The following is a 25,606-nucleotide window of genomic DNA, read 5'->3' on the forward strand; positions in this document are numbered from 1 at the left end:
ACTTTTTTTGTGTTGCAATGCCACATTGTGAAAAGTGCAACGAGGTGGTGAATGGCACTGGATATGTTGGGGGAGCTCGAAGCCTTTGCGACGGTGGCTCGCAAGCGCAGTTTTGTCGCGTCGGCACGCTCGCTGGGGCGCTCCCCGAGTTCGCTGACCCGCGCCGTTCAAGCCCTGGAGGAAAGCGTCGGGGTCAAGTTGTTCAATCGCTCCTCTAATGCCGTGAGCTTGACCGAGGCGGGCGAGCGCTTGTTGCCCCACGCCTACAAAATGCTGGATCTGCAACGTGAAGCGGATGAAGACCTGGCCGGAATCAGCGGCCAGGCCTACGGCTGGGTCCGCTTTTCCGCCCCCGAGTTTCTCGGCCACGGGGTATTGCCCCGGCTGATCGCGCAGTACGGTGAGCGTTATCCAGACGTGAACGTCGATGGGATTTTCACCGATGACACCATCGACCCGGCCAAGAGCAAACTGGACTTCTCGATTCGTGGCGGGTATCCGCAATCCAGTGACCTGATCGGCTTTCCGCTCTGGAGTTATTCACGATACCTGTACGCCAGCCCCGGGTACCTGGAGCGGCGCGGGACACCCGACTCCATCGAAGCGCTGGAGGCGCACTCGCTGATCCTGCACACGGCGCCGCGGATTCTAAAAGACTGGAATTTTCGCAGTGAGACGCAGGCCATCAGCTTTCGGGCTGATCCCAAGTTTCGCTTCAACTCCGGTTCGGCGGTGTTCCAGGCGGCCCTGGCGGGCGTCGGTATCGCCCGCCTGGCGGACTGGGTCGCAGAGCCCGAAGTGGAAGCGGGGCGCCTGCTCCGGGTCTGCCCCGAGTACATGCTCACCTCCAGCAGCGGCGAAAGCCCACAGATGCACGCGGTGTACCCGGCCGGGAATCTGCCGCTGCGGGTGAAGTCTCTGCTGCAGGTGATCCGTGGCTTTGGCGAGAGTCTGGACCGAAAACGCGCGTTACCGCTGATCAAAACCGGATTGCAGGGGATGGGCTGACCCTGCAAGTCGGTTGGCGGCGATTGTGTGGGGGGGCTTGAGCCAATCAAAACGGAGACCTTCAAAATTGATCGATACATGCCCTCTTACTGGATCGACCTGATCGCAGACGCGCCGCTCATCGACACTTAAACCCCTTTCGATGGTGATCCATTACCAGCGGCAACAACTGATCCAAAGCTGCCCTTTGTGAAAGGCAGCTAACGGCTGTGAATTCAACCGGTTGATGCAACACAAACATGGGCCAGAGTGCCAAATCGCGCATCCTGACGATCTGATTGGAGGAGTTCGACCTGCCGCCCTCCCACCAACGCGCAGGGTTGTCCGACGCATCGGTTCTTCAGCATCCCGCTAGGGCAACGTGTCGCGCTTGGCGAAGATGCTTGCCATTTCCGCCGCGTTCTCGGTTCCCCAGTTGCACAGCGGGACGATCGCCTCAGCCAGGCTGCGGCCGAGCGGGGTCAGCGTGTAGTCCACGCGCGGGGGCACTTCTTTGTAGTCGGTCCGCGCCAGCACGTGGTCGGCTTCCAGATCCTTCAATTGCTGGATCAGCACCTTGTCGCTAACGCCCGGGATCAAACGCTTGAGCTCGCCGTAGCGCTTCGGGCCGTCGCGCAGGAAAAACAAGACCAGCGGTTTCCATTTGCCCGAAATGATGCGCAGCGTGGCGTTGAGCCCGCATCCGGTACCGCAGATTTCAGAAGTCGTCGTCATTTTTTGATACTTACCAAAAGGTGCATACTTGCCCTTAGGTTATCAGAGCTGCATCCTCGTTCTCAAGCAAGCAATTCCTGCTTGGGTACAACTCCAACGAAGGATGCACGACATGACCAGACTGAATGGAAAGACCGCCGTGATTACCGGCGGCGCTACCGGCATCGGCCGGGCCGCGGCAAAGCGCTTCATCGAGGAGGGCGCCTTCGTCTTCATCTTTGGCCGCCGACAGGAAGCGCTCGACGCCGCTGTGGCCGACCTTGGACCCAATGCCCGCGCGGTGAAGGGCTCGGTCTCCGATCTGGCCGACCTCGACCGACTCTACGCGGCGGTGAAGGCCGAGCGCGGAACCCTCGACATCGTCTTCGCCAATGCCGGGGCGGGAAGCCAGCTTGCGCTCGGCAAAATCACTGCCGAGCACATTGACGAAATCTTCGACACCAACGTGAAGGGTTTGATCTTCACGGTCCAGAAGGCGCTACCTCTGATGGGGCAGGGCGGTTCGATAATCCTGACCGGGTCGAGCGCAGGCACCACGGGCGCCCCGGCATTCAGTGTCTACAGCGCAAGCAAGGCAGCAGTGCGCAACCTCGCGCGGACCTGGGCGGAGGACCTGAAGGGTACCGGCATCCGGGTAAACGTGCTGTCGCCCGGGCCGACTGCGACCGAACTTGCGAAGGCAGCGTTAGGCGAGGAAGGCATGAAGGTCTTCGCCTCGATGAATCCGCTCCAGCGCATGGCCGATCCGGCGGAGATCGGAGCGGCAGCCGCGTTTCTCGCATCGCAGGACAGCAGCTTCATGACCGCAAGTGAGGTCGCCGTCGACGGCGGCCTGGCGCAAATCTGACCCGCCGCGCCCGGCCGGTCACTCCATTCGATAGTGGGAGCCGCTGGGCGTGGTAAACCTGAGGAAAGTATATGAGCTATGCAATTATCGGCTTCGGCAATATCGGTCAGGCCTTGGCCAAGGCGTTTGCCCGCAACGGCATCGAAGTATCCGTTGCAACCACGCGCGACCCGCAAAGCTTTGCGTCCGCCGCAGCAGCGATCGGACCTCAGATCATTCCCAAAAACCTGGTGGACGCGGTCAAGGCGGACATCGTCTTTTTGGCTGTCCGTTTCGAGTCGCACCCGGATGTCGCCAAGGCGTTGCCGACCTGGAAGGGGAAGACCATCATCGATATGACCAATGCCTACGGCGTGTCCCCTGAAGAACTGGGAGGAGAGCCATCTTCCAGAGTCGTCGCGCAGGCCTTTACTGGTGGACGACTGGTCAAGGGCTTCAACCATTTGGGCGCTGCCGTCCTTGGCCAGGATCCGGCCGTACAGGGTGGCAGGAGAGTCGTGTTTCTGGCGAGCGACGATGACGGCGCCGCAACGGAAGTGGGTGCGCTTGCAGAAAATCTCGGTTTCTCGCCGATCAAACTGGGTGGGCTTTCGGAAGGTGGACTGCTTGTGCAGGCGCGCGGAAATACCTGGGGTCAACTGATCTTCAAGGACTTGGTCAAGTTTGGCTGATGCATCGCGATCGCAAATGTTGATGCGGTCCTGGCCACAACTTATACGAATGGGTAAGCGCTCAATAATGAAGGAGAGGAATGATGATGCTTGATAATGAAAGAATAATCAGAGAACTCTGCGCCGCTGCGGAAGGCCAAGGAACGGATATCGAGAAATTTGTTTCCATGTTCTCTGAGGAAGGATACATGTGGGATATGGCATCCGGCATGAAGTTTCGCGGCAAGGCCATTGGTGAATCTATCGCGGGTATGGTCAGTGCGTTCCCCGATGTCCACCGTGAGATATTCAACATCCATGTCGCGGGAGACGTCGTCGTTGTCGAACTCGCGATTCGGGGAACGCACAAGGGTGATCTGCCTCTTGCTTCAGGGACGCTAGCTCCCACGGGTAAGAAGATAGATGTCCCGTCATGCGATGTTTTCCACCTCGAAGGCGGGAAGGTCAAATCTTTCCATTGCTACAACGAGGCTTCTGCGATGCAGCAACAACTCGGCCTCGTCCCCGGCTGAATGACGGACACCACGCGATCCTCTGTAAGAGCAATGGAGAAGTCTTTATGAGCAATCAAGAGAATATCCAGATTGTGAAGGACTTTTTTGCAGCAATGGGCGGCGGCGATAGGCAAGGTCTGCTGGCGTTGTCTGCCGAAGATATCGAGTGGATTATTCCGGGAGAGGGTTGGCCGCTGGCCGGCACGCACCGCGGGCACGCAGGATTGGCAAACGTGCTTCAGAAGGCTTCCGCAGAGATGGAAGTTTCCTCCCCGCAGCCCCCCGAGTTCGTAGCACAGGGAGACCGGGTTCTGGTCGTCGGCTTTGCTACGGGGAAAGTCAAAGCCACGAACAGGACGTTTGAGGACCATTTTGTCTTCGCCATCACTGTTCGCAATGGCAAGCTGACGAACATCCGGGAGTACGTCGACACGCAAGCATTGGCGCGGGCCTCAGAAATGGTCGCGAGCCCTCGGACCTGAGTCATCGGAACCGATACCAACTCATTTGCGCGCCATGACAGGGCGCGTTCGCTACCTTGTTCATCCCCCGCTCTCAGGAAAGAGGCACCCGCCATTGCGGACCAGCGCCTTCACTTCCTCGCTCACCTGCATGGGGTTTTGACTTAATCGAGCAACTAAATCCTCGTGGCGCCGCACGTACGACTTCGAATCATGCTTCGCGCTCCAGAGCACAATGTTGATCACGATGGGAATGAGGTCCAGGCCCTTCTCGGTCAACGTATAAAAGTCCTTGCGCCTGTCGTCGGGGCTGGGCGCCTTCGAGAGAACGCCTTGCTCCTCAAGAAAGGCAAGTCGGGAAGCAAGAACATTGGTCGCGATTCCCTCTTCCGATTTCAGAAACTGGCCATACGTCTTCTTTCCAACAAAAACGATGTCGCGAATGATCAAGAGCGACCACCGGTCGCCGAAAATCTCCACGCCGTAGTTCACCGCGCAATGGGATCGAAAGTCTTCTTTAAGAGTTGTCTTCATGGCTGGATCTTAGCATCGCTTGCATGTCGCAAGTAAAATCCTATTGATCACTTGCTTTTTGCAAGTAAAGCGACCAGCATGGATCGCACGTTGAATGAGTTCGCCGGATCGCACCAGCAGCCTTGGAATGATCAACCCCATACCTGCAAGGAAACTGCGCATGAGCACTATCAGCATTATCGGCTCAGGTGACATGGCCGCAGCGATCGGCGGCCTTGCCGCCAAAGCCGGACACACCGTCGAGGTGATGAGTCGTGACGCCGCCAAGGTGCGGGCGCTGGTCGAGCAGATCGGAGCCGGCGCCACGACAGGAACGTTCGGCGCCGCCCCGGCCGGGGATATTGTCATCCTGGCGGTTCCCTATTCCGCCGTTCTCGACGTGGTGAAGCATTACGGCGAAGAATTGGCAGGCAAGCTTCTTGTCGACATCACCAACCCCGTTGCTCCCGACTTCACAAGCTTTGTGACCCCTGAGGACAGTTTCGGTGCACAGGAGATCGCCAAAGCCGCGCCTGCCGACGCCGAAGTCGTCAAGGCGTTCAGCACTCAGTTCTCCCACGTCCTGGCTGCCAGTTCTGTCGAGGGTAAGCCGTTGGACGTGTTCATCGCCGGGGACGACGCGCAGGCGAAGGCACGCGTCTCGGCATTCATCGAGAGCCTCGGATTACACCCGATGGACACCGGGCCGCTGCTCATGGCGCGAACGCTGGAGCACGCCTGCCTGCTTTCGCTGGGCCTCATCGCCCACTCCGTCAAGCACAGCCACTTCTCAATCGGCGTCAGCCTTCTCGGCTGACCGCACCCGCAGCACCCTTTTTTTATCTCACTTACAAGGAACACCAACATGCGCGTTTTCGTTACTGGCGGGACCGGCCATTCCGGTCCGTACATCATCTCCGACCTCATCGCCGCCGGCCACGAGGTCACCGCTTTGGCCCGGTCGGACAGCGCGGCGCAGGCGATCACTGCGCTCGGCGCAAAGGTGCGTCGCGGTGATCTCGATGATCTCGAGGGGCTCAAGGAGGCGGCTGCAGCCGCCGACGGCGTAATCCACGTCGCGCACCGACAAGACCTGCTTCCGGTCGGCGGGATCGACGCTGTTGCCGCAGCGGAGGTCCAGATCATGCTCGCATACGGTGATGCACTGGCTGGAACGGGGAAGCCGCTGGTCGTGTCGGGAAGCATCGGTTCGCCGACTAACGAGGGTTGGCCGGTTCCAGGGCCGCTCCAGAGCCGACCGGCGACCGAGGAGGATCCGGCTCTTTCTCCGGCTGGCGATCAATATAAGGGCTCGCTGCGGGTTCGGAACATCGTCGAGCTGACTGCAATCGGTCTCGCAGAGCGGGGCGTGCGGTCTTCGGTCGTGCGCATTTCTGAAATCATGCACAGCTCAACCGACAAGGCCGGATTCCTTCAGGTTCTAATCGGTCAAGCAAAGGAAAAGGGCGTCGTTGGCTACCMCGGCGACGGCTCCAACCGGTGGGCGGCAGTGCATGCCCGCGACCTCGCTACCTTGTTCCGCCTGGCGCTGGAGAAGAGTCCCGCTGGCAGATCCTGGCATGCGGTTGCTGAAGGGGCGATCCCGTACCGCGAGATCGCGCAGGCCATTGGCAGCCGTCTGAACCTTCCCGTCGTGCCCATTCCTGTGGACGTAATGATGGGGCCGGGCTTCTTCGGCTTCCTCGCGAATCTGGTGACGCTGGATACCCCGGCGTCGAACGATATCACGCGCCAGATGCTCGGCTGGACACCAACGCAGCCCGGCCTGTTTGCCGATATGGACAACGGCCACTACTTCCCTGCTGCCTGAGTGAGCTGAGGCTGTTCGCCGGGTCGCAACGAGCCCGGCACCCACGGGATATTAACCGGGGGAAGCCTGTTCAGAGAGACTGCGGGCAAAACCCCAACTCATTTGGAGATTACACATGAGCACTATCAGCATCATCGGTTCAGGAGGCATGGCTGCGGCCATCGCCGGTCGTGCAGCCAAAGCAGGACACACCGTCGAGGTGGTCAGCCGCGACCCCGCCAAGGCGCAGGCGCTGGTCGACAAGCTGGGAGCCGGAGCGACCACAGGAACCTATGGGGCCGCGCCCGCCGGCGACATCGTCATCCTTGCCGTGCCGTACACCGGCGCGGCGTCGGTGGTGGCCGATTACGGGGACGCCCTCGACGGCAAGGTGATCATCGACATCACCAACACGGCCTCGCCGGACCTCACGGGCCTCGTCTCTCCCGCCGGCAGTTCTGGTGCGCAGGAAATCGCCAGGATCGCCCCCGCCAGCGCGCATGTCGTGAAGGCATTCAATACCCTTTTCGGCCACGTCCTTGCCAAGGGAGGCCCCCTCGACGCGTTCATCGCCGCCGACGATTTGGAGGCCAAGGCGCGCGTCTCGACGTTCATCGAAAGTCTCGGGCTGCGTCCGTTGGATGTCGGCGGCCTGCACATGGCCCAGACGCTCGAGGCGCTCGGCCTGATGATGATCGGCCTGGCGAAAAACGGCGCCGGCACTTGGGACATTGCCTTGAAAGTCGATATCGGCTGAGTCTCCGACACCACGCCCTTCACCGGCAGGTCCACAAGGTATCTGATCAGAACGGACGCGATCAGATGCGAGAGATGCGGAGAGATTTCGATGAACACACAAAAGAATGTTCAGGTTGTTAAGGACTTCTTTACAGCAATGGGCCGCAGCAATAGGCGAGACCTACTGGCGCTGACTTCCGAAGATATTGAATGGATCATTCCGGGCGAGGACTGGCCGCTGGCTGGCACGCATCGCGGGCACGCGGGATTGGCAGATCTGCTTCAGAAGGCTTCCGAAAAGATGGAAACATCAGTCATGGAGTTCCACGAATACGTAGCGCAGGGAGACCGGGTTCTGGTCGTCGGCTTCGCCAGGGGGAGAATTAAAGCGACGAATAAGACGTGGGAGGACGATTGGGTCTTCGCCATTACTGTGCGAAATGGAAAACTGACGAACATCCGGGAGTATCTCGATACGCAAGCACTGGCGCGGGCCTCCGAGATGGACGCGGGCTCCAGTCCCTGACCCATCGAGATCGATACCACATTATTCAACATCTATGTCGCGGAGAATGTCGTAGTCGTCGAACTCGCAATTCGGGGGACGCATAAAGGTGAGCTGACACTTGCCTCAGGGACTGTCGCTCCAACGGGCAAGACAATAGATGTTCCGTGCTGTGACGTTTTTCACCTGGAGCGTGGCAAGGTCATATCCTTTAATTGCTACAACGCGGCTTCCGTAATGCAGCAGCAACTTTGCCTTGCCAGCAGCTGATGAGCGGCGCTGGGGACTGCATCAAGCTCTTCCTCACCTCTGTCGCCACCGTCGTCCACACTTGAAGGGCTTCGCCAAGGAAGCGCGAGCAGCGTGGTCATCTGCGCACTATGGATCTTTGGTGGGGGATGGCAATCGGCGGCTTCATATGGCCGTGTGATTGGTCGATGTCTCCATCCGCCTGCATGAAAGGCAAATTCAGTCGAAACTTGCTTTCAGCGAATGGCAGCTTCTGGCCGATTGCCGCCAGTCGCGAGGAGTTGTAACCAACCCAAAGCGGATATCTCACATGAGACAAAAGGCCTCTTAAACCATAACTTCCCCCTTGAGTTTTCTACTCCCCCCAAAGTTTCTCAATGATCCCAATCCATCCATTGATGAACCGTTTGAACCAGTGAAGGGGGGAGCGCAGTCAAAGGCGCGTACGGGCGTCACCCCACGCGCCAATCAGTCATTTACCGGCATCCAGTACGATGCGATAACGAGCCTTGCCACTGCGCAGGTGGTCGATGGCTTCGTTGACCCGGCTCATGGGGAAGTGCTCGACCTGCGGCAGGATCTGATGGCGTACGCAGAATTCCAGCATGGTCGCCGTGGTACTGGGTGAGCCGACCGGCGAGGCGGATATGCTCTTTTGTTGAGGAAGCAGATTGAACACGTGCACTGGAATCGCGCCAGGCACGGCGCCAACAAAATGCAGGCGGCCCTTGCCGCGCAGGGTTCCGAGCATGGCTGGCCAGTCGAGGTCGGCGTTGGCGGTGACCAGCAGGAAATCCAAAGTGCCGGCGATGGACTTCAGTGCGTTACTGTCGGTTGAGGCGACCACGTTGTGCGCGCCCAGGCGCCTGGCTTCGTCCTGTTTGCTCAACGACGAGGTAAAGGCCGTGACTTCGCAGCCCCAGGCGTTGAGGAAGCGCAGTGCCAGATGACCGAGGCCGCCGATGCCCACTACGCCGACCCGGTCAGTGGGCTTGACGTCGAATTCCACCAGTGGATTGAACACCGTCGAGCCGGCGCAGAACAGCGGGCCTGCCATGGCCGGGTCGAGTCCGCTCGGTATTGGAAGGGCCCAGGCCCAGTGCGAACGCAGGCGGTCGGCGAAGCCGCCGTTGCTGCCGACTATGGTGGGTTGGACGGTGCTGCACAGATGGTGGGAGCCTCCGATACACGAGGAGCAATGCATGCAACTGCCTTTGTACCAACCAATGCCCACCCGTTGCCCCACGTCGAGACCGCGTACCTGTGCGCCGACTCGCACGATACTGCCGACCACCTCGTGGCCGGGAATAAAGGGATACTGGCTGATGCCCCATTCGTTATCGATCAGCGACTGGTCGGAGTGGCAGACGCCGCAATACTCCACGGCGACTTCTACCTCCTCTTCCCCCAATGGACCGGGATCGTAGCTGTAGCGCTCCAGTGGAGCGCCGGCCGCCGTTGCGGCCCAGCCGGTGAAGGAAGTGAGTTCGGTGCTAGCGCTCATTGGATACCTCCAGATCAGGAGACAGGTTTGGTACCTCAGGTGCCGCGGCGGAGCTAGGGAAGTGTAGCGTATCGCTTGCCGTCGTCCTGGTTCTCGCAAGCCGGCTTGCTGTTCCCCCCAAACTACCGGTCCATAGCGTGGGGATGTCCTGGCTCTCATTGTGCGGTCAGAAAAACCTAATGGGTTATTCGCAACCAGCCATGATTAAAAAGGTTCGATAAATAAACAATGTCCTATTCTTTGGTGTAGATGTTGAACTGTTTACCTGGGATGGTCACCCAGGAAGCAATTGTTTTTGCCCCGGATGGGCCAGCTTTGGTTGTATGAACGTCTTTCGCCGCAAGTTGATAGCTCTCGCCTGCGCGAACGGTTTTCGCGGGTTGCCCATCAATAAGAACGATTATTTCTCCTTGGATGACATACACAATCTCCGGTCCGATAGCCCGGTGACGCGGTTTTTCTGCATTGGGCGGAAACTCCGAGATCCCCATACCCAACTCACGATTAGTTCCATTTACGGCAATCCTCTGCAATGTTTCTGTCTCTTTTGCGGCAGGCGCAATACCTGCAGCCATGGCTGGATGAGCAGCCATCATGGTTCCGACTAAAATAGAAATGGATAGATATTTATTCATGGTTGATGCTCAGATTTATTATCGCTAACAGTACAGTTTTTCTGTGTTGTCAGCTTCTGATATCCAACACCCGTTACACCTCTTGAGCCGCCACAACCACCGCCCCGCGAGCGATCAACAGCTCCCGCAGCACCGAGCGATGGCAGTGGCGTTCTTCCTTGCAGTAGCAGCCGATTGCCAGCGACGTTTGATGGGACAGGGCAGCCAGCAGATCCAGCAGTTGGCTGGGGGCGGGGTGGTTCATTTCGGCCTTGAATTTACGTCGAAAGGCTTCCCAGTGTTTTTCGTCTTCCGCAGCTTTGGCTTCTGTTACCAGCTCCGCGCTGGGCGACAGGGCCGGGAGCCAGGTGTCGTAGAAGTCGCGGCTGGCGAATTCGGCTTTCGGAACGCCGCGCGGTGGGCGGCGGACTGTGCCCAGGCGCAGCCCTTCATGGGGTGTACGGGGCGTGCCCAATTGCACGATATGGATAGGCATTCATGCCTCCATTAATGATGACTGCGCTCAAGCCAGTCAGCGGCCGAGCGGCAGATGCAGATCCCCAGGAAGTAAGCTGACATCGCCAGCCACAACCCCATGACCCAAGGGTTGGCGGTCGGATGGTTGAGGACCAGTGACAGGCTGCACAGCAACCAGATGGACGTCACGGCAATGTTGATCGGCATGAACCGCCGCACCCGAAACGGGTGCAGGAACTTCATCCGGGTCACCGTCAACAGCGCCAGGCCGATAATGGTCAGCAGCGTCAGCCAGGGTGTCGGCGCAATGATGTAGAGGCACAGGGTGACGACGTTCCAAGCAGCGGGGAAGCCCTGGAAGTAGTTGTCCTTGCTCTTCATGTTGACGTTGCAGAAGCAATAGAGCGACGAGACCAGGATCACCGAGGTGGTCAGCAGCGGGGTGTAGGCCGGCAAGTCGATGTAACGGTAGATGAACAGGGCCGGGATGAACACGTAGGTCAGGTAGTCGATGACCAGATCCAGTATGGAGCCGTCGAGATGCGGCAGTACCGTTTGCACATTCACCTTGCGCGCCAGCGCGCCGTCCACACCGTCGACGATCAGCGCCACGCCCAGCCACAGCAGGCAGGCCCTGGGCTGGTTATCGAACAAGGCGAGGGTCGCCAGGAAGGCGGTCACCACACCGGTTGCGGTAAAACCGTGGGCGCCCCAGGCTTTAAGCGTGGCCATGCGTCGGGTCGTTATCAAGGGAGCGTTCTCCAGCGAATAAAACGGGCCAGTTGCTACCACCGACGGGGTCACCGGCAACCTGGCTGGGCTGCACCTATCGACCGGCTATCGGGCGATAAGGTTCACCTGCACTCAAACGACCCGAAGTCGACACCCATTAAAAATAGACCATCTCCTGTCGCTGCCATGTTTATCGAGCAGTACTTTTTGCCGGTCAGCGTTCAACTACCGACCTGTGCCTGGATGTGCAATTACGCAAGATTGTTCAAGACAGAAGGTTGATCGGCTGACACAGTTAGCGACCTTTCCTTCGTTGTAGAGCGCTATGTCTGACAATCCATTGCCGCGCAGTGCTTTCCTGCGCGGTGCCGCTGCCGTCATGCCCTTGTCCCTGGCGACCGCGCCATGGGGGCTGTTGGCAGGTTCGATGGCCATTGAGGCCAACCTCACTCCACTGCAAGGCCAGGGCTTGTCGAGCATCGTCTTTGCGGGTGCTGCGCAGTTGGTCGCGATCGGGATGCTCAAGGGCGGCGCCGGGATTTTCTCGATTCTGCTGACCACCTTGCTGCTGACCTCGCAACACCTGCTGTACGGCATGAGCATGCGTCCGGTGGTTTCGCCGTTGCCGGGTCGCTGGCGGGTGGGGCTGGGCTTTTTGCTCACCGACGAGCTGTTCGCACTGACCAGTCAATTTGACCAACGGCAGTTCAACCGCTGGTACGCCCTCGGGGTGGGCCTGACCTTTTATGTGGCGTGGAATCTCTTCACCCTGGCCGGGATTGTGCTGGGCAGCAGCATTCCGGGCCTTGAACGCCTGGGCCTGGATTTTTCCATCGCGGCCACATTTATCGCGTTGATCACCCCCGTGGTGCGCAACGTTCCGACGGTCGTCTGTGTGGCGGTTTCGCTGTTCTGCTCGGTGCTCTTCAATTATTGGCACTGGGGCTCGGCGCTGGTGCTGGCCGGCTTGCTGGGAATGAGTGCCGGGTTTGTCTGCAACAAGTTTTATGGAGCGCGCACATGATGGTCTGGGCGGTTATTTTCGGAATGGGCATGCTGGTTTTTCTCAACCGCTATGTGTTCCTTGAACCACGGTTGCCCGTGCGCCTGAGCAGCAACGCGCGGCAATTTCTCGGATTTGCGGTGCCCGGCATGCTCACGGCGATCTGCGGGCCGATTGTGTTCATGCCCGACCATCAACTGAATCTGCAGTACGACAATCCGTACCTGATCAGCTCACTGGTCGCCATCGGCCTGGTGCTCTACACCCGCAGTACCCTGATCAGCATGCTGCTGAGCATGGGCTTCTTTTTCCTGCTGCGCTGGTGGCTGTGACGCGCTGCCTCATTTTTTCGAGGTTTTGCTGCTGCCGGGAATGTGCAGGTAATTCATCACGCTTTCGGTGAGTTCGGTCGCCAGCTTCACCGCTTCTTTGTTACGCGCCATCACGCCGGCAACCAGGCCTTCGATCAGCGCCAGTACCGCGATATTGGAACTGGTCAGCACCGGGTGGTCGGCCGGCGCAAACAACACGTGCTGAGCGATGTGAGTCAGGGGCGAGGCGGGCGAGTCGGTGATCGCCAGTACCGTCGCGCCACGCTCATGGGCAAAGCGCGACAGTTGCAGGGTGTCGAGGGAATAGCGCGGTAGCGAGATCGCCAGCAGCACGTCCTGATCGGTAATTGCAGCCAGTCGATAAGCGGCGTTTTCGTTGCCGCCTTCCATGCTGATCGCCGTGGCGTCGGCGCAGAACGGCATCAGTGTCGAGGCCGCGAGACCGGCCATGTAGACACTGTTGCCAAACCCGAGGATGTAGATCTTGCGCGCCTCGATCAGGCAGGTGACCACGGCTTCGAAGGTGTCGGGGTGATTGTTGGTGCCAGCGGTGCCTAGATTGCTGGTGGCGCTCTGGATCTGCTCATGCAGACCGAACGCACCCCCGGGGCGGTGCGCCAGTTCGTTACGCAGTTTGTCTACCGGGGAGACCATCTGCTGCAAGGTTGCGACCAGTTCGGCTTTCATGCCGCTGTAACCGCCCAGGTCCAACGCCTTGGCCAGACGGTTGACCGCCGCCGGTGAGGTGGCAGTTTCATGGGCCATCTCTTCGATGGTCAGTGTCGCGGCTTTCAGCGGATGGCGCAGGATGAAGTCCGCCACCTTGCGCAGTGACGGCTGCAAGTCGGCAAGAATTTCTGCCAGTTTGCGCATGACCGGCGCGGCGTAGACCGTGGTGTTTTTCGAAGGAGTAGGCATAACCGGCTCAACATCCGCAGGAGGTTGGAAGGGACCAGGTCTGGTCCCTGACATGAGTGCGCGCCAGTGTATCCGAAGCCGACCGTTGGCGTGCAGCACCCGGAACGGTCGGCAAGCGGCTTACTTCAGGCTGCCGGCCAAGAACTGCTGGAGGCGTTCGGACTGTGGGTTGACCAGCACTTCACGCGGATTGCCACGCTCTTCGACCTGGCCTTTATGCAGGAACACCAGTTGGTTCGACACCTCCCGGGCAAAACCCATTTCGTGGGTCACCACCACCATGGTCCGGCCTTCCAGGGCTAGGTCCTGCATGACTTTAAGCACTTCGCCGACCAACTCCGGGTCGAGCGCCGAGGTCGGTTCATCGAACAACATCACCTCTGGCTCCATCGCCAACGCACGCGCAATCGCCACGCGCTGCTGTTCGCCACCCGACATGTGCGCCGGATAAGCGCCCATGCGATGGGCCACGCCGACCTTGTTCAGGTAGTGCTCGGCCTTTTCCCGGGCGAGTTTCTTGTCCAGGCCCAGCACATGCACTGGCGCTTCCATGACGTTTTCAAGGGCGCTCATGTGCGACCAGAGGTTGAAGTGCTGAAACACCATCGCCAGCCGCGAGCGCATGCGTTGCAGCTGTTTCGGCTCGGCGGCCTTGAGCCCGCCGGTCTTGTTGGCGACCAGTTTCAGCTGTTCGCCATTGAGCAGGATGTTGCCCGAGTTGGGTTGCTCCAGCAGGTTGATGCAACGCAGGAAGGTGCTTTTACCCGAGCCACTGGAGCCGATGATGCTGATCACATCGCCGGCTTTGGCTTCCAGGGACACGCCCTTGAGCACTTCGTGGGTGCCGTAGCGTTTGTGCAGGTCCTGAATTTCAAGTGTGTTCATGGTGTCGGTTCTCTTGAGTCAGTCGCTGAGCAAGCGACCCTGGCGAATGGGGGTAGAGCCTGCGACCTTGGCCAGCCACAAACCCGGTTGGGCAAAGCGCAGGCGTTCGCGGGCATAAAGAATGCCGTCGGTGCTGGCCTTCACCACGCTGTGGCGATCGGTCAGCGGGTCGAGCACTTCGAACAGCGGGTCGCCGACCGAGACCCGGGCACCCAACGGTTGCAGAAAACTCACCACACCGGGGTGTGGTGCATAGGCGTATTGCGCACCGGCGAAGGGCGTTGCGTCGCAGCAGGTGGCCGGCGCGTCTGGCCAGTCACCGCTGATCAGGCCCTGTTCGGCCAGGTAGCCGAGGATTTGTTCGGCACTGGCCATGCATGGTTCCCGTTCGGTGTCGGCCATGCCGCGCAGTTCGATGGTGGTCGCCACGCAGGCCAGTGGAATGTTCGCCAGCGGGAACAGCTCGGCCAGGCGCAACCAGGGAATCGCGCAGGCTTCATCGAAGGCATTGCCGCCGGCGTCCTCGGCCAGCAGAACGGCTTCGGCGCCCAGGCGTGCGGCCAATGAACGCAGGCGCGGCCAGTTTTGCGGCAGGGCATACAGCAACATGATCGACTCGAAGTCGCAGTGCAGGTCCAGCACCACATCGGCATCGCAGGCGTGCTGCACCAGCAGGCGGCGCAGGCCGTCGAGTTCCGATTCGGCTAGCGGCATGTCGGCAATGACCTCGATCATGGCGCGACGGATCAGCGCCACGTTGGCCTCGGCATCCTCGCCCAGTTGTCCTTTCAGGTGCACGGCCACGGCTTCGGCCAGCTCCGGGAAGTCACGGTTGAAATTCTTGCCGCTGTTGAATTCGAAGCGTCCCTGATGGGTGGCCTGGAACATTTGCCCGATGCCGATCGGATTGGCCATCGGTACCAGTTCGATCACGCCGGTCAGGCGGCCTTGTAATTCCAGCTCGCGCAAACGGCGCTTGAGCTCGACGGCGACGCGCATGCCAGGCAGTTCGTCGGCGTGCAAGGACGCCTGGATGTAAGCCTTGCGTGAGCCGCTGCCAAATCTAAACAGCGACAGCGTGCGTTCAGTGCCGCAGGCGCTCCAGGGCAAAACGTAGTGGATGTGTTCCATGGGACTTCCTTAGTGCTTGCGTGGGGCCAGGTACGCCAGCCAGTGACGTTCGGCGAGCTTGAACAGGCGCACGAGAATGAAGGTCAGGGCCAGGTAGATCAGGCCGGCAGTGATGAACGCTTCGAACGGCAGGTAGAACCGCGAGCTGACCGTGCGCGCCGCACCGGTGATGTCGACCAGGGTGACGATCGACGCGAGGCTGGTGGTCTGCAGCATCATCAGCACTTCATTGCTGTACTGCGGCAACGCCCGGCGCAGGGCCGACGGCAGCAGAATGCGGCGGTACAGGGTCAGGCGTGACATGCCCATCGCCTTGGCAGCTTCGATCTCGCCGTTGGGGGTGGACTTCAGGCTGCCGGCCAGCAGTTCCGCGCTGTAGGCACTGGTGTTGATCGCAAAGGCCAGGCACGCGCAAAAGGTCGCGCTGGACAGGTATGGCCAGAGCACGCTTTGGCGTACCGCTTCGAATTGCGCCAGGCCGTAATAGATCAAAAACAGCTGCACCAGCATTGGCGTGCCACGAATGGCGTAGGTGTAGAGCCAGGCCGGGAAGTTGATCAGCGGCGAACGAGAGACGCGCATCAACGCCAGCGGAACGGCCAGCATCAGGCCGAAGGCCAGGGAGATCAGCAGTACTTTGAGGGTCAATAACGCGCCACTGAAATACAGCGGCAGGTTTTCCCAGATCAGGTTGTAGTCGAGCATGGTCGGTTCGCTCCCACTCACAGAACGGCGGCTTTGATGCCGACCGAGTAGTGTTTTTCCAATGCGCGCAGCACCAGCAACGAGACACTGGTCAGCACCAGGTACAGCGCCGCCACCGCGAGGAAAAACGTAAAGGGTTCGTGGGTCGCGTCGGCGGCGTTCTTGGCCTTGAACATCATGTCCTGCAGGCCGATCACCGATATCAACGCCGTGGATTTGGTCAGCACCAGCCAGTTGTTGGTGAAGCCGGGAATCGCGAAGCGAATCATCTGCGGCACCAGAATCCGCCAGAACACCTGGGCGCTGCTCATGCCATAGGCCGCACCGGCTTCAGCCTGACCTTGCGGGATCGCCATGAAGGCGCCGCGAAAGGTTTCCGAGAGGTAGGCACCGAAAATGAAACCCATGGTGCAGACACCCGCCACAAACGGGTTGATGTCGATGTAGTGGGTGTAACCGAGCCCGAGGGCGATGCGGTTCACCAGGTCCTGGCCGCCATAGAAAATCAGCAGGATCAGTACCAGGTCGGGGATACCGCGAATCACTGTGGTGTAGCCTTCGCCCAGCGTCGACAACCATTTGAGCGGCGAGAGGCGAAACGCCGCGCCGATCAGGCCCAGGGTAATGGCCAGTGCCATGGAGCTCAGAGCCAGATTGATCGACAGCCAGGCGCCATCGAGAATGCTCGATCCGTAGCCGTGAAGCATGATGAAGTTCCTCACCCGAAGCGCCGGCAGGCGCGCGGGACCATACGGATTAATTGCTATCAATCAAGGTACAAACCTGTGGGAGCGAGCCTGCTCGCGATAGCGGAATATCAGTCAACATCAATGTTGGCTGACACTCCGCTATCGTCGGAACGCCGTCCGGAGCCGACTCGCTCCCACAACGCTTATTCGCCGTAGATATCGAACGCGAAGTACTTGGCCATGACCTGCTGGTACTTGCCGTTGGCACGGATCGCATCAATCGCCGTGTTCAGGCGTGCCGCGTTTGCGGTATCGCCTTTGCGCAGCGCAATCCCGGCGCCCCGGCCGAAGTATTTCGGGTCATTGATGTCCGGTCCCGTCAGGGCAAAGCCGTTACCGGCCGGGGTCTTGATGAAGCTCTCGTTGGTGTTGACGATGTCGGCGAGGGTAGCGTCCAGTCGGCCCGACGCCAGGTCCAGGAAGGCTTCATTTTGCGAGGAGTAGCGCACCACCTCGACGCCGGCGGGGGCCAGTTGCTCGGTGGCGTAGCGGTCGTAGGTGGAGGAGCGTTGCACACCGAGTTTCTTGCCTTTGAAATCGACCTTCGGGTCATTGATCGCCTGGCCGGCCTTCGCCGCGAACTTGCCGGGGGTGTGGTAGTACTTTTCGCTGAAGTCGACTGACTTCAGGCGGTCGTCGGTAATCGACATCGACGACAGCACCGCATCGATCTTGCGCACTTTCAACGAGGGGATCATCCCGTCGAATTCCTGGATGACCCACTGGCATTTGATCTTCATTTCTTCGCACAAGGCGTTGCCGATGTCGTAGTCGAACCCGCTGATGTTGCCTTCCGGGGTCTTGAAGGAGAACGGCGGGTAGGCGGCTTCGATACCGATGCGCAGGCTGTCTTCGTCGGCGTGGGCCAGGGTGCTGACGGCGCAAAATGCCAGAGCAGCCAGAAGTCCGGTCTTGTTCATATTGTTGACTCCGTGGATAGGGTGTTTGGGGGTGAATGCCTTCCGGTCTGGCGGGGGTGTGCAGCGGGTTGCATGTCCATGGAGCGTATAAATGACACGTTTTATTTCATAAATCAAATGCGTGAAAATAAAAATATCAAAACGGGCCGATGCGTCAGCCCGACGGTCAAGGTTGAATTGCCGAAAGTTATAAAGTCAGATCACATTGGTATAAGTAGTTATAAGAAAAATCGCTATGCTGCCCGCGAGATTTTTAGTCGTCGCGCTGGTTTGCAGGGTATGGCAATGGACTTCGGTAATTTGGGTTTTGTAGTCGCAGGCTTGGTTGTCGGGTTCGTTGTCGGAATGACCGGTGTGGGGGGAGGCTCGTTGATGACGCCGATTCTTCTATGGTTCGGCATCAATCCGGCCACCGCCGTCGGGACGGATTTGCTGTACGCCGCGATCACCAAGTCCGGTGGTGTGCTGGTTCATCAAAAGCACAGGAACATCGACTGGAAAATTACCGGCTGGCTGACGCTGGGCAGCGTGCCTGCGGTCGCCCTGACCCTGGTGTTCCTGAAGTACCTCAATACCGATCCGCAAACGACCAATGCGATTATCAAACAGGCCTTGGGGATTGTGCTGTTGCTGACGGCGCTGGCGATTTTCTTCAAACGCCAGCTGCTGGCGTTTGCCCAGAAACATGCGGGCGACCATTACCATTTGAGTAACCGCAACCTGAACCTGCTGACCGTCGTTACCGGTGCGCTACTCGGCCTGATGGTCGCATTGACGTCCATTGGTGCTGGCGCCCTGGGGACTGTCGCACTGTTTATCCTGTACCCGTTCCTGCCGACCAGACGCCTGGTCGGCACAGAAATCGCCCACGCCGTACCGCTGACCCTGGTTGCAGGATTGGGGCACGCGAGCATGGGCAACATGGATTGGCACCTGTTGGGTTTCCTGCTGATGGGGTCGTTGCCGGGAATCTACGTGGGCAGTCATTTGTCCGGGCGTATTTCTGATGGTGTGCTGCGTCCTTGCCTGGCGGTCATGCTGGTGTTTATCGGCTACAAATTAGTGTTTTGATCCCCGGCATGGCGCTGCCCCTCTCAGCGCCATGCCCGAGGCATACTCCCCGCGATTATTTACGCGCCTCCAGAATCAGGTTGAACGGTGTCTCTGCTGCCCGGCGGAAATGCGTGAATCCGGCCTGGGTGAATACATCCCGCAGCCGTGCTTCTCCCGCTTGAGCCCCGAGCCCCAGACCGACTTCCTGAGACAACGAGTTAGGCGTGCAGATGAACGTCGACGCGGCGTAGAACAGCCGTCCTACCGGGGTCGCGTTTTCGTCGAGATGGTCATTGGCATACGGCTCCACCAACAGCACCGTCCCGTCGGGCTTGAGCGCCTGATAGGCGTGTTTGGCAGCGCCCACCGGATCGCCCATGTCGTGGAGGCAATCGAAGTAGCAGATCAAATCGTAGTCATTGCCCGGAAAGTTCTTGGCGGTACTCTGAACGAAGCGAGCACTATCGGCCACGCCACCTTCTTCAGCGCGTTGGGTAGCCGTGGTGATGGATGGTGCGTGATAGTCGAAGCCGACAAAATTGGAGGCCGGGAACGCTTTGGCCATGACTACCGTTGAAGCGCCGTGGCCGCAACCGACATCCGCGACCTTGGCCCCGGCTTTCAGTTTGTCCACCACGCCTTCAAGCGCAGGTAACCACTCGCCGACCAGGTGTGCGCGGTAGCCGGGTCTGAAGAAGCGTTCGGTGCCTTTGAACATGCAGCTGTGGTGATCGCCCCAGGCGAGGGCACCATTGCCGCGCATGGCGGCGATCAGTTTGTCTTTGTCATGGTAAAACGAGGCAATCACTGCAGCGCCGCCCGGGACATAAACCGGTGAGTCCTCGATCGCCAGCGCCAGGGCTTGTTCTTCTGGCAGGCGGAACTTTCCGTCGACGTGCTCCATGTAGCCAGAGGCTGCGTGAGCACTGAGCCATTCGCGCAACAGTCGTGCATTGCAGCCAGTCTTGCTGGCCAGTTCTTCAGGGGTGACAGGCTGGCTGTCGGCCATCGCCCGGTACAAACCGAGTTCATCGCCCAGGATCATGTTCGCGAGCATCGCTGCGCCGCCCATGTCGGAAACCACCTTGCCCATGAAGTCATTGAGTTTGGCTTCGTCCATAACTGCTCCTCCTGAAAAAAGACCACCGGTGAAGGAGGGCGTGTGCAGAGGCAGCAACCTTTCAGGCGGCAGTCGGGTGGATGATCAGGACGACACGGCAGGCGCGTTGTGAAGCCAAACCGTCTGCCACGCGAATGCCCGGACACGCGACATGTCCGGGCGAGTGGGACGCGATAACGTCGTCCTGCATGACGTCACTGTGGGGCCGAGCCCCACAGGACGATTACGAGTAGCCATTAGCTCCAGCATCATGAGCGGGCTTCTTCGACAAACCCGCTGCTTACGGACCCGGATTTGGCAACGTCCCCCCTATGGGGGACAAATAAAAGTGTAGTACGCGATAAAAACCTGCGCCGTGTGTTTTGGCCTTGGCGGTGTGAGCCTGGACAAACTAAATGGCCTAAACCCGTGTCGCGAAATTCGGTTGCGGATTAAGCCCACTCGCCTAAGCTTCGCAGCATGGCGATAGAAATTTCAGGCGACGGAACTGGATCTTTCGCCTTGATGCGCAATCATAAAGTGTGGAAATCAAAAGGAGATGCGCATGCTCATTCGGTCACTGACCCTTGCAACTCTGCTCGCTGTCGCCGGCCCTCTATTCGCCGCCGACAACGACACGCCCCTGGCCCAGGAACGCGGCAGGACCCGGCCGCTGATTGTCATCGCTCCCAGCAGCATCGACCCGACACTGGTCAGCCTGAAAAAGTCCCTGGCGGAACCGGCCAACAGCCAGGCCTTCAAAGAACGCAATATGGTGCTGTACACCGTGGTCAATCTCATGGGCCAACGTGACGGCAAGGACCTCGATGCACAAACCACCATGGCGCTGATTCGCGAGTTGAAACTGGGCGTCAGTGGCGAGACCAAGGTCATTCTGGTGGGCAAGGACGGCGAGAAAAAACTCGACCACCTCGGCCCGATCGAGGCCAAGGATCTGTTCGCCACCGTTGACCAGCTTCCAGCCGCCGAGAAAGAGGCAGCGCCACCTGCGCCGCCACCCGTAGAGGCTGCGCCGGTCAAGGGCGGAAAAAAGGGCAAAGGAGCAAAACCGGCAGCGCCACCGCAACCTTTGGATGATTGATACGCTTGTCTGGCATGACATGTCGGCTCAACACACGCAATCCCCGTAGCAGCTGCCGAGCTCGCGAGGCTGCGTTAGAGGCGGGCCGCGTTCGGACGAAGTCCTCGCAAATCCTGCATACGCGGATTACCGGGACAAACGTGTTGCCTGATTTCACGACCGCTTCGCGGCCGAACGCAGCCTTCGGCAGCGGCTACGGGGATTGCGTGAAATCCGGGATTTTTGAATTGACCGGCACCACCAGCTGTACACGCTCCAGGTCCAATGTCGCATCAGTGACAGGTCATCGTGGAAAAACAGTGTTCGCCAGGCAAAAAAAGACCCGGCGCCACCGAAGTCGCGCCGGGTGTGTTGCCAGTCAGCGAGCGGATATCGTGGGTCCGTGCGCTGACTGTTGAACGCCTGCGGGTTTAGGCCCGTTCGATCGCCAGGGCCACGCCCTGACCACCACCGATGCACAAGGTGGCGAGGCCTTTCTTGGCGTCACGCTTGATCATTTCGTGCAGCAACGACACCAGCACCCGGCAACCGGACGCACCAATCGGATGGCCCAACGCAATCGCGCCACCGTTGACGTTGACCTTGCTTGCATCCCATTCCAGCTCTTTGCCGACCGCCAGTGACTGCGCGGCGAAGGCTTCGTTGGCTTCGATCAGGTCCAGTTGATCGAGGTTCCAGCCGGCCTTGTCGAGGCAGCGGCGGGTCGCGGATACCGGAGCAATGCCCATGATCGCCGGGTCGACGCCGGCATTGGCGTAGGCGGCAATTTTTGCCAGCACCGGCAAGCCCAATTGCCTGGCCTTGTCGGCGCTCATCAGCAACACCGCAGCGGCGCCGTCATTGAGCGAAGAGGCATTGCCGGCGGTGACGCTGCCATCCTTCTTGAAGGCCGGTTTGAGCTTGGCCAAAGACTCGGCAGTGGTCTCGGCGCGCGGTTGTTCGTCGACCGCGAAGGACAACGGCTCACCTTTGCGCTGCGGGATCAGGATCGGCGTGATCTCGTCGGCAAAACGCCCGGCTGCGATAGCCGCCGTGGCTTTTTGCTGCGAAGCGGCGGCGAAGGCGTCCTGCTCCTCACGGGTCAGGTGGTACTTGTCCACCAGGTTCTCGGCGGTGATGCCCATGTGGTAGTCGTTGAACGCATCCCACAGGCCGTCGCTGATCATGCTGTCGACCATTTTCGCGTGGCCCATGCGCAGGCCAGTGCGAGCGGCCGGCAACACGTACGGCGCGAGGCTCATGTTTTCCATGCCGCCGGCGATGATCACCTCGGCATCGCCGCAACGAATCGCTTGCGCACCCAGGTGCAAGGCCTTGAGGCCAGAGCCGCAGACCTTGTTCAGGGTCATCGCCGGAACAGCGTGGGGCAGGCCGGCGAGGATCGACGCCTGACGTGCCGGGTTCTGGCCGGAGCCTGCGGTCAGCACCTGACCGAGGATCACTTCATCGACCTGATCCGCTGCCAGACCGGTTTGTGCGAGCAATTGACGAATCACCGCGGCACCGAGTTCCGGTGCCGGGATGCTGGCCAGCGAACCCTGAAAACTGCCAATGGCGGTACGGGTGGCGGCAACAATCACAACGTCTTGCATCGAATTTCTCCTCAAGGTGCGGTTCAGGCGAACTGCATTTCCGGAACATGCTCGGGAACGATCAGTTTACCAGCGGTCTTGCTGACGATTTCCTCGACGCTCACACCGGGTGCGCGCTCCTTGAGGATGAATGCGCCGTTTTCGATTTCCAGGTAGGCCAGATCGGTCAGCACGCGCTTGATGCAATTGGCACCGGTCAGCGGCAGGCTGCAATACGGCAGCAGTTTCGATTCACCGTCCTTGGAGGCGTGGGTCATGGTGACGATGATGTTGTCGGCACCGGCCACCAGGTCCATCGCGCCGCCCATGCCCTTGACCAGTTTGCCGGGGATCATCCACGAGGCGATGTTGCCGTGTACGTCGACTTCAAAAGCGCCGAGTACGGTGAGGTCGATGTGGCCGCCGCGGATCATCGCGAAGGATTCTGCAGACGAGAAAATCGAGGCGCCAATGCGCGCGGTGACGGTCTGCTTGCCGGCGTTGATCATGTCCGCGTCGACTTTATCGTCGGTCGGAAAGGCGCCCATGCCGAGCAGGCCGTTTTCCGATTGCAGCATGACTTCCATGCCTTCGGGGATGTAGTTGGCGACCAGGGTCGGAATGCCGATGCCGAGGTTCACGTAGTAGCCGTCTTTCATTTCGCGGGCGACGCGCTGAGCCATTTGTTCGCGGGTAAGAGCCATTTTTTTATTCTCCACTGTTCGGGCTGAGGGCGAGGATCACTTGCGCACGGTGCGTTGTTCGATACGTTTTTCGAACGTGCCGCAGATGACCCGGTCGACGTAGATGCCTGGGGTGTGGATCTGTGTGGGGTCCAGCTCGCCGGGTTCGACGATCTCTTCGACTTCGACCACGGTGATCTTGCCGGCGGTGGCGGCCAGCGGGTTGAAGTTCTGCGCGGTGTGGCGGTAGATCACATTGCCGAAGTGGTCGGCTTTCCAGCCTTTGACGATGGCGAAGTCGCCGGTGATGGACTCTTCCATCAGGTATGGACGGCCCTTGAATTCACGGATTTCCTTGCCCTCGGCGACTGGAGTGCCCACGCCGGTGGCAGTGAAGAACGCCGGAATGCCAGCGCCGCCAGCGCGCATTTTTTCCGCCAGGGTGCCTTGCGGAGTCAGCACGACTTCAATCTCGCCGCTCAGCAGTTGCTTTTCGAACAGGGCGTTTTCGCCGACGTAGGAGGCGACCACTTTGCGGATCTGGCGATCTTCCAGCAGTACGCCGAGGCCAAAACCGTCGACGCCGCAGTTATTGGAAACCACGGTCAGGTCGCGGGTCCCTTTGCGCTTGATCTCGGCGATCAGGTTTTCCGGAATACCGCACAACCCGAAGCCGCCAGAGATCACGGTCATACCGTCTTCGAGGCCTGCCAGAGCCTCCTCATAGGAACTCACGCGCTTGTCGAAACCTGCCATATGCACCTCTTTTATTCTTTGTGGGCGGCTGGCTAGCCGTATGGGGTGGAGTGTTGCTCTATCAGATTGATTTGATAAGTTGATTTTTAAGGTTGATTGATAGATAAAACTCAGCAATCGGTAATGGTCAGCATGGTGAGGGACGGTGATGACAGTCAAGCAGATCAGGGCGTTTTTGGCAGTGGCGCAGAGTTTGAGCTTTGCGGTGGCCTGTGAGCGGCTGCACCTGTCGCAGTCGGCGTTGAGTTTGACCATCAAGGCGCTGGAAGACGGGCTCGGTGGGCGGCTGTTCAGCCGCACCACCCGCAACGTTGCGCTGACCCCGGAGGGCGAGTCCCTGCTGCCGCTGGCCCGGCGGTTGATTGCTGACTGGGACAACGCCGAGGATGAAATGCGCCAGCGTTTCACCCTGCAGCGAGGGCGGGTGACGCTGGCGGCGATGCCGTCGTTTGCCGGCAACCTGCTGCCACCGATCCTCAAGACCTTTCGTGCGCGTTACCCGAAGGTCAACGTCACGGTGAACGACGTGATCAACGAGCAGGTGCTGGAAATGGTCCGTGACCGTCATGTGGAGCTTGGCGTGGCGTTTGAGCCGACGCAGAGTTCGTCGCTGGAATTCACTCCGTTGTACATGGATCGCTTTGTCGCGGTGGTGCCGAGTGATTCGCCGCTGGCCGAGCGTGCCGAGATCGACTGGAAAACGCTGCTGGAGCAGCCGTTTATCACGTTGCAGCGGCCGTCGACGGTGCGGGTGATGCTTGAGGAGCACTTGCAGGCGCGGCAGATGAAGCTGCCGGTGGAGTTTGAGAGTCATCAGTTGGCGACCGTCGGGCGGATGGTTGCCAGTGGGCTGGGGGTGAGTGCGGTGCCGGCGTTGTGTGTCGAGCAGATGCGTGAGCTTGGGGCGTGTTGCATTACCTTGAGTGATCCGGTGATTGAGCGGGCGATTGGGGTGTTGACCAAGCCGGGGCATGAGTTGTCGGCGGCGGCGCAGGCGTTGTTTGACATTCTCAAGGACGAAGTTCGCCTGTAGCTGCCGCAGGCTGCGATCTGTTGGCCTTGGCGGCCTGACAGCCGGCCTATCTCTCGCGGATGTACCCCAATCAAACCTGTGGGAGCTGGCTTGCCTGCGAAGGCGGCCTGACAGCCGGCCTATCTCCCGCAGATGTACACCAATCCATTGTGGGAGCGAGCCTGCTCGCGATGACGGCCTGACAGCCGACCAATCTCTCGCAGGTGTACATATCCATTCCTGCGGTAACGGCGGCTGGCGGTTTCGCCCTTACGGCGACTCACTTTTTTTACAAGCGCCTAAAAAAAGTAAGCAAAAAAACGCTCGCCCCAAGCGTACGGCACCTCGCC

The 25,606-nt window shown here is 59.7% G+C and carries 31 protein-coding genes; 15 read left to right on the forward strand and 16 right to left on the reverse strand.

The features are described 5' to 3' along the window. Positions 1–51: 51 nt before the first annotated feature. Complete coding sequence (locus tag AC1DHT_RS10085) at positions 52–1,008, forward strand: LysR family transcriptional regulator (protein WP_427546114.1); 957 nt, start codon at positions 52–54, stop codon at positions 1,006–1,008. A 351-nt stretch (positions 1,009–1,359) separates the two neighbouring features. Here the strand turns inward: AC1DHT_RS10085 and AC1DHT_RS10090 are convergent, their stop codons facing one another. Continuing rightward, positions 1,360–1,722: a winged helix-turn-helix transcriptional regulator gene (locus AC1DHT_RS10090; protein ID WP_347929875.1), complete on the reverse strand. Its 363-nt coding sequence runs from the start codon at positions 1,720–1,722 to the stop codon at positions 1,360–1,362. A gap of 112 nt (positions 1,723–1,834) precedes the next feature. Here AC1DHT_RS10090 and AC1DHT_RS10095 point away from each other — a divergent pair, with 112 nt between their 5' ends. The 4 genes from AC1DHT_RS10095 to AC1DHT_RS10110 all read left to right on the forward strand — a co-directional run bounded on the left by AC1DHT_RS10095 (position 1,835) and on the right by AC1DHT_RS10110 (position 4,216). Next, the gene (locus AC1DHT_RS10095) at positions 1,835–2,569 is read left to right on the forward strand and encodes an SDR family NAD(P)-dependent oxidoreductase (protein WP_427546112.1); all 735 of its coding nucleotides are present in this window, start codon (positions 1,835–1,837) and stop codon (positions 2,567–2,569) included. A 71-nt stretch (positions 2,570–2,640) separates the two neighbouring features. Beyond that, on the forward strand, positions 2,641–3,240 hold the full coding sequence (locus AC1DHT_RS10100; protein WP_427546110.1) for an NADPH-dependent F420 reductase: 600 nt from the start codon (positions 2,641–2,643) through the stop codon (positions 3,238–3,240). A gap of 83 nt (positions 3,241–3,323) precedes the next feature. Further along, positions 3,324–3,752, forward strand: coding sequence for a nuclear transport factor 2 family protein (locus AC1DHT_RS10105; RefSeq protein WP_427546108.1), 429 nt, complete (start codon positions 3,324–3,326; stop codon positions 3,750–3,752). Between the two features lie 47 nt (positions 3,753–3,799). Beyond that, positions 3,800–4,216, forward strand: coding sequence for a nuclear transport factor 2 family protein (locus AC1DHT_RS10110; protein ID WP_427546106.1), 417 nt, complete (start codon positions 3,800–3,802; stop codon positions 4,214–4,216). A 60-nt stretch (positions 4,217–4,276) separates the two neighbouring features. On the opposite strand, the gene AC1DHT_RS10115 is transcribed toward AC1DHT_RS10110, so the two are convergent. After that, on the reverse strand, positions 4,277–4,729 hold the full coding sequence (locus tag AC1DHT_RS10115) for a winged helix-turn-helix transcriptional regulator (protein WP_018930255.1): 453 nt from the start codon (positions 4,727–4,729) through the stop codon (positions 4,277–4,279). 160 nt (positions 4,730–4,889) lie between these two features. On the opposite strand from AC1DHT_RS10115, the gene AC1DHT_RS10120 reads away from it, so the two are divergent. From AC1DHT_RS10120 to AC1DHT_RS10140, 5 genes are all read left to right on the forward strand, one after another. After that, positions 4,890–5,525, forward strand: coding sequence for an NADPH-dependent F420 reductase (locus AC1DHT_RS10120; protein WP_427546104.1), 636 nt, complete (start codon positions 4,890–4,892; stop codon positions 5,523–5,525). A 48-nt stretch (positions 5,526–5,573) separates the two neighbouring features. Continuing rightward, complete coding sequence (locus AC1DHT_RS10125) at positions 5,574–6,539, forward strand: SDR family oxidoreductase (RefSeq protein WP_477761345.1); 966 nt, start codon at positions 5,574–5,576, stop codon at positions 6,537–6,539. 115 nt (positions 6,540–6,654) lie between these two features. Further along, positions 6,655–7,275, forward strand: a complete 621-nt coding sequence (locus AC1DHT_RS10130; RefSeq protein WP_427546100.1) for an NADPH-dependent F420 reductase — start codon at positions 6,655–6,657, stop codon at positions 7,273–7,275. 90 nt (positions 7,276–7,365) lie between these two features. After that, positions 7,366–7,782 carry a nuclear transport factor 2 family protein gene (locus AC1DHT_RS10135; protein ID WP_427546098.1) on the forward strand — a complete coding sequence of 139 codons (417 nt, stop codon included), beginning with the start codon at positions 7,366–7,368 and terminating at the stop codon, positions 7,780–7,782. Between the two features lie 30 nt (positions 7,783–7,812). Next, a complete protein-coding gene (locus AC1DHT_RS10140) occupies positions 7,813–8,031 on the forward strand; it encodes an ester cyclase (protein ID WP_429538781.1) in 219 nt (72 codons plus the stop codon). Positions 8,032–8,482: 451 nt separating this feature from the next. Here AC1DHT_RS10140 and ahr read toward each other — a convergent pair whose 3' ends face one another. From ahr to pcsA, 4 genes are all read right to left on the reverse strand, one after another. Beyond that, positions 8,483–9,514 (reverse strand): NADPH-dependent aldehyde reductase Ahr, encoded by a 1,032-nt coding sequence (gene ahr / locus AC1DHT_RS10145; protein WP_442114589.1) that lies wholly within the window; start codon positions 9,512–9,514, stop codon positions 8,483–8,485. A gap of 233 nt (positions 9,515–9,747) precedes the next feature. Further along, positions 9,748–10,149: a cupin domain-containing protein gene (locus tag AC1DHT_RS10150; protein WP_427546094.1), complete on the reverse strand. Its 402-nt coding sequence runs from the start codon at positions 10,147–10,149 to the stop codon at positions 9,748–9,750. Between the two features lie 73 nt (positions 10,150–10,222). Beyond that, complete coding sequence (locus AC1DHT_RS10155) at positions 10,223–10,624, reverse strand: DUF488 domain-containing protein (protein ID WP_427546092.1); 402 nt, start codon at positions 10,622–10,624, stop codon at positions 10,223–10,225. 11 nt (positions 10,625–10,635) lie between these two features. Next, complete coding sequence (gene pcsA, locus AC1DHT_RS10160) at positions 10,636–11,355, reverse strand: phosphatidylcholine synthase (RefSeq protein WP_054597897.1); 720 nt, start codon at positions 11,353–11,355, stop codon at positions 10,636–10,638. Between the two features lie 307 nt (positions 11,356–11,662). Between pcsA and AC1DHT_RS10165 the strand changes: the two genes are divergently transcribed. Then, complete coding sequence (locus tag AC1DHT_RS10165; RefSeq protein WP_427546090.1) at positions 11,663–12,361, forward strand: AzlC family ABC transporter permease; 699 nt, start codon at positions 11,663–11,665, stop codon at positions 12,359–12,361. Further along, the gene (locus AC1DHT_RS10170; protein WP_162491294.1) at positions 12,361–12,672 is read left to right on the forward strand and encodes an AzlD domain-containing protein; all 312 of its coding nucleotides are present in this window, start codon (positions 12,361–12,363) and stop codon (positions 12,670–12,672) included. The genes AC1DHT_RS10165 and AC1DHT_RS10170 overlap by 1 nt, the downstream gene beginning before the upstream one ends. Positions 12,673–12,681: 9 nt before the next feature. Here the strand turns inward: AC1DHT_RS10170 and AC1DHT_RS10175 are convergent, their stop codons facing one another. From AC1DHT_RS10175 to AC1DHT_RS10200, 6 genes are all read right to left on the reverse strand, one after another. Further along, complete coding sequence (locus AC1DHT_RS10175; RefSeq protein ID WP_123583653.1) at positions 12,682–13,590, reverse strand: MurR/RpiR family transcriptional regulator; 909 nt, start codon at positions 13,588–13,590, stop codon at positions 12,682–12,684. A 120-nt stretch (positions 13,591–13,710) separates the two neighbouring features. Further along, entirely contained in the window at positions 13,711–14,475 is a 765-nt protein-coding gene (locus AC1DHT_RS10180; protein ID WP_019689777.1) for an ABC transporter ATP-binding protein, read from the reverse strand. An 18-nt stretch (positions 14,476–14,493) separates the two neighbouring features. Continuing rightward, the gene (locus tag AC1DHT_RS10185; protein WP_427546087.1) at positions 14,494–15,606 is read right to left on the reverse strand and encodes a succinylglutamate desuccinylase/aspartoacylase family protein; all 1,113 of its coding nucleotides are present in this window, start codon (positions 15,604–15,606) and stop codon (positions 14,494–14,496) included. 9 nt (positions 15,607–15,615) lie between these two features. Beyond that, positions 15,616–16,311 carry an ABC transporter permease gene (locus AC1DHT_RS10190; protein WP_427546085.1) on the reverse strand — a complete coding sequence of 232 codons (696 nt, stop codon included), beginning with the start codon at positions 16,309–16,311 and terminating at the stop codon, positions 15,616–15,618. Positions 16,312–16,328: 17 nt separating this feature from the next. Further along, positions 16,329–17,018 carry an ABC transporter permease gene (locus AC1DHT_RS10195; protein ID WP_103317257.1) on the reverse strand — a complete coding sequence of 230 codons (690 nt, stop codon included), beginning with the start codon at positions 17,016–17,018 and terminating at the stop codon, positions 16,329–16,331. Between the two features lie 185 nt (positions 17,019–17,203). Further along, a complete protein-coding gene (locus AC1DHT_RS10200; protein ID WP_427546083.1) occupies positions 17,204–17,980 on the reverse strand; it encodes an ABC transporter substrate-binding protein in 777 nt (258 codons plus the stop codon). Between the two features lie 285 nt (positions 17,981–18,265). On the opposite strand from AC1DHT_RS10200, the gene AC1DHT_RS10205 reads away from it, so the two are divergent. Then, positions 18,266–19,051, forward strand: coding sequence for a sulfite exporter TauE/SafE family protein (locus AC1DHT_RS10205; protein WP_427546131.1), 786 nt, complete (start codon positions 18,266–18,268; stop codon positions 19,049–19,051). A 55-nt stretch (positions 19,052–19,106) separates the two neighbouring features. Here the strand turns inward: AC1DHT_RS10205 and AC1DHT_RS10210 are convergent, their stop codons facing one another. Then, positions 19,107–20,153 (reverse strand): class I SAM-dependent methyltransferase, encoded by a 1,047-nt coding sequence (locus tag AC1DHT_RS10210; RefSeq protein ID WP_054597889.1) that lies wholly within the window; start codon positions 20,151–20,153, stop codon positions 19,107–19,109. A 544-nt stretch (positions 20,154–20,697) separates the two neighbouring features. Between AC1DHT_RS10210 and AC1DHT_RS10215 the strand changes: the two genes are divergently transcribed. Next, a complete protein-coding gene (locus tag AC1DHT_RS10215) occupies positions 20,698–21,234 on the forward strand; it encodes a DUF4174 domain-containing protein (protein ID WP_103317253.1) in 537 nt (178 codons plus the stop codon). A 410-nt stretch (positions 21,235–21,644) separates the two neighbouring features. Here the strand turns inward: AC1DHT_RS10215 and AC1DHT_RS10220 are convergent, their stop codons facing one another. From AC1DHT_RS10220 to AC1DHT_RS10230, 3 genes are read right to left on the reverse strand one after another with little or no spacing between them, the layout of a single operon-like run. Next, positions 21,645–22,826 carry an acetyl-CoA C-acetyltransferase gene (locus tag AC1DHT_RS10220; RefSeq protein WP_427527388.1) on the reverse strand — a complete coding sequence of 394 codons (1,182 nt, stop codon included), beginning with the start codon at positions 22,824–22,826 and terminating at the stop codon, positions 21,645–21,647. A gap of 23 nt (positions 22,827–22,849) precedes the next feature. After that, positions 22,850–23,509: a CoA transferase subunit B gene (locus AC1DHT_RS10225; protein WP_054597885.1), complete on the reverse strand. Its 660-nt coding sequence runs from the start codon at positions 23,507–23,509 to the stop codon at positions 22,850–22,852. A 36-nt stretch (positions 23,510–23,545) separates the two neighbouring features. Further along, complete coding sequence (locus AC1DHT_RS10230) at positions 23,546–24,244, reverse strand: CoA transferase subunit A (RefSeq protein ID WP_054597884.1); 699 nt, start codon at positions 24,242–24,244, stop codon at positions 23,546–23,548. 148 nt (positions 24,245–24,392) lie between these two features. Between AC1DHT_RS10230 and AC1DHT_RS10235 the strand changes: the two genes are divergently transcribed. Then, on the forward strand, positions 24,393–25,277 hold the full coding sequence (locus tag AC1DHT_RS10235; protein WP_054597883.1) for a LysR family transcriptional regulator: 885 nt from the start codon (positions 24,393–24,395) through the stop codon (positions 25,275–25,277). Positions 25,278–25,606: the final 329 nt, after the last annotated feature.

The sequence above is a fragment of the Pseudomonas sp. 05N432 genome (genome assembly GCF_056396945.1).

What these genes read in the sequence shown, in the direction of transcription:
- AC1DHT_RS10085 (WP_427546114.1), top strand. Translation starts at nt 52, where the DNA reads ATGGCACTGGATATGTTGGGGGAGCTCGAAGCCTTTGCGACGGTGGCT.
- AC1DHT_RS10090 (WP_347929875.1), bottom strand. Translation starts at nt 1,722, where the DNA reads ATGACGACGACTTCTGAAATCTGCGGTACCGGATGCGGGCTCAACGCC.
- AC1DHT_RS10095 (WP_427546112.1), top strand. Translation starts at nt 1,835, where the DNA reads ATGACCAGACTGAATGGAAAGACCGCCGTGATTACCGGCGGCGCTACC.
- AC1DHT_RS10100 (WP_427546110.1), top strand. Translation starts at nt 2,641, where the DNA reads ATGAGCTATGCAATTATCGGCTTCGGCAATATCGGTCAGGCCTTGGCC.
- AC1DHT_RS10105 (WP_427546108.1), top strand. Translation starts at nt 3,324, where the DNA reads ATGATGCTTGATAATGAAAGAATAATCAGAGAACTCTGCGCCGCTGCG.
- AC1DHT_RS10110 (WP_427546106.1), top strand. Translation starts at nt 3,800, where the DNA reads ATGAGCAATCAAGAGAATATCCAGATTGTGAAGGACTTTTTTGCAGCA.
- AC1DHT_RS10115 (WP_018930255.1), bottom strand. Translation starts at nt 4,729, where the DNA reads ATGAAGACAACTCTTAAAGAAGACTTTCGATCCCATTGCGCGGTGAAC.
- AC1DHT_RS10120 (WP_427546104.1), top strand. Translation starts at nt 4,890, where the DNA reads ATGAGCACTATCAGCATTATCGGCTCAGGTGACATGGCCGCAGCGATC.
- AC1DHT_RS10130 (WP_427546100.1), top strand. Translation starts at nt 6,655, where the DNA reads ATGAGCACTATCAGCATCATCGGTTCAGGAGGCATGGCTGCGGCCATC.
- AC1DHT_RS10135 (WP_427546098.1), top strand. Translation starts at nt 7,366, where the DNA reads ATGAACACACAAAAGAATGTTCAGGTTGTTAAGGACTTCTTTACAGCA.
- ahr (WP_442114589.1), bottom strand. Translation starts at nt 9,514, where the DNA reads ATGAGCGCTAGCACCGAACTCACTTCCTTCACCGGCTGGGCCGCAACG.
- AC1DHT_RS10150 (WP_427546094.1), bottom strand. Translation starts at nt 10,149, where the DNA reads ATGAATAAATATCTATCCATTTCTATTTTAGTCGGAACCATGATGGCT.
- AC1DHT_RS10155 (WP_427546092.1), bottom strand. Translation starts at nt 10,624, where the DNA reads ATGCCTATCCATATCGTGCAATTGGGCACGCCCCGTACACCCCATGAA.
- AC1DHT_RS10165 (WP_427546090.1), top strand. Translation starts at nt 11,663, where the DNA reads ATGTCTGACAATCCATTGCCGCGCAGTGCTTTCCTGCGCGGTGCCGCT.
- AC1DHT_RS10170 (WP_162491294.1), top strand. Translation starts at nt 12,361, where the DNA reads ATGGTCTGGGCGGTTATTTTCGGAATGGGCATGCTGGTTTTTCTCAAC.
- AC1DHT_RS10175 (WP_123583653.1), bottom strand. Translation starts at nt 13,590, where the DNA reads ATGCCTACTCCTTCGAAAAACACCACGGTCTACGCCGCGCCGGTCATG.
- AC1DHT_RS10180 (WP_019689777.1), bottom strand. Translation starts at nt 14,475, where the DNA reads ATGAACACACTTGAAATTCAGGACCTGCACAAACGCTACGGCACCCAC.
- AC1DHT_RS10185 (WP_427546087.1), bottom strand. Translation starts at nt 15,606, where the DNA reads ATGGAACACATCCACTACGTTTTGCCCTGGAGCGCCTGCGGCACTGAA.
- AC1DHT_RS10190 (WP_427546085.1), bottom strand. Translation starts at nt 16,311, where the DNA reads ATGCTCGACTACAACCTGATCTGGGAAAACCTGCCGCTGTATTTCAGT.
- AC1DHT_RS10195 (WP_103317257.1), bottom strand. Translation starts at nt 17,018, where the DNA reads ATGCTTCACGGCTACGGATCGAGCATTCTCGATGGCGCCTGGCTGTCG.
- AC1DHT_RS10200 (WP_427546083.1), bottom strand. Translation starts at nt 17,980, where the DNA reads ATGAACAAGACCGGACTTCTGGCTGCTCTGGCATTTTGCGCCGTCAGC.
- AC1DHT_RS10205 (WP_427546131.1), top strand. Translation starts at nt 18,266, where the DNA reads ATGGACTTCGGTAATTTGGGTTTTGTAGTCGCAGGCTTGGTTGTCGGG.
- AC1DHT_RS10210 (WP_054597889.1), bottom strand. Translation starts at nt 20,153, where the DNA reads ATGGACGAAGCCAAACTCAATGACTTCATGGGCAAGGTGGTTTCCGAC.
- AC1DHT_RS10215 (WP_103317253.1), top strand. Translation starts at nt 20,698, where the DNA reads ATGCTCATTCGGTCACTGACCCTTGCAACTCTGCTCGCTGTCGCCGGC.
- AC1DHT_RS10220 (WP_427527388.1), bottom strand. Translation starts at nt 22,826, where the DNA reads ATGCAAGACGTTGTGATTGTTGCCGCCACCCGTACCGCCATTGGCAGT.
- AC1DHT_RS10225 (WP_054597885.1), bottom strand. Translation starts at nt 23,509, where the DNA reads ATGGCTCTTACCCGCGAACAAATGGCTCAGCGCGTCGCCCGCGAAATG.
- AC1DHT_RS10230 (WP_054597884.1), bottom strand. Translation starts at nt 24,244, where the DNA reads ATGGCAGGTTTCGACAAGCGCGTGAGTTCCTATGAGGAGGCTCTGGCA.
- AC1DHT_RS10235 (WP_054597883.1), top strand. Translation starts at nt 24,393, where the DNA reads ATGACAGTCAAGCAGATCAGGGCGTTTTTGGCAGTGGCGCAGAGTTTG.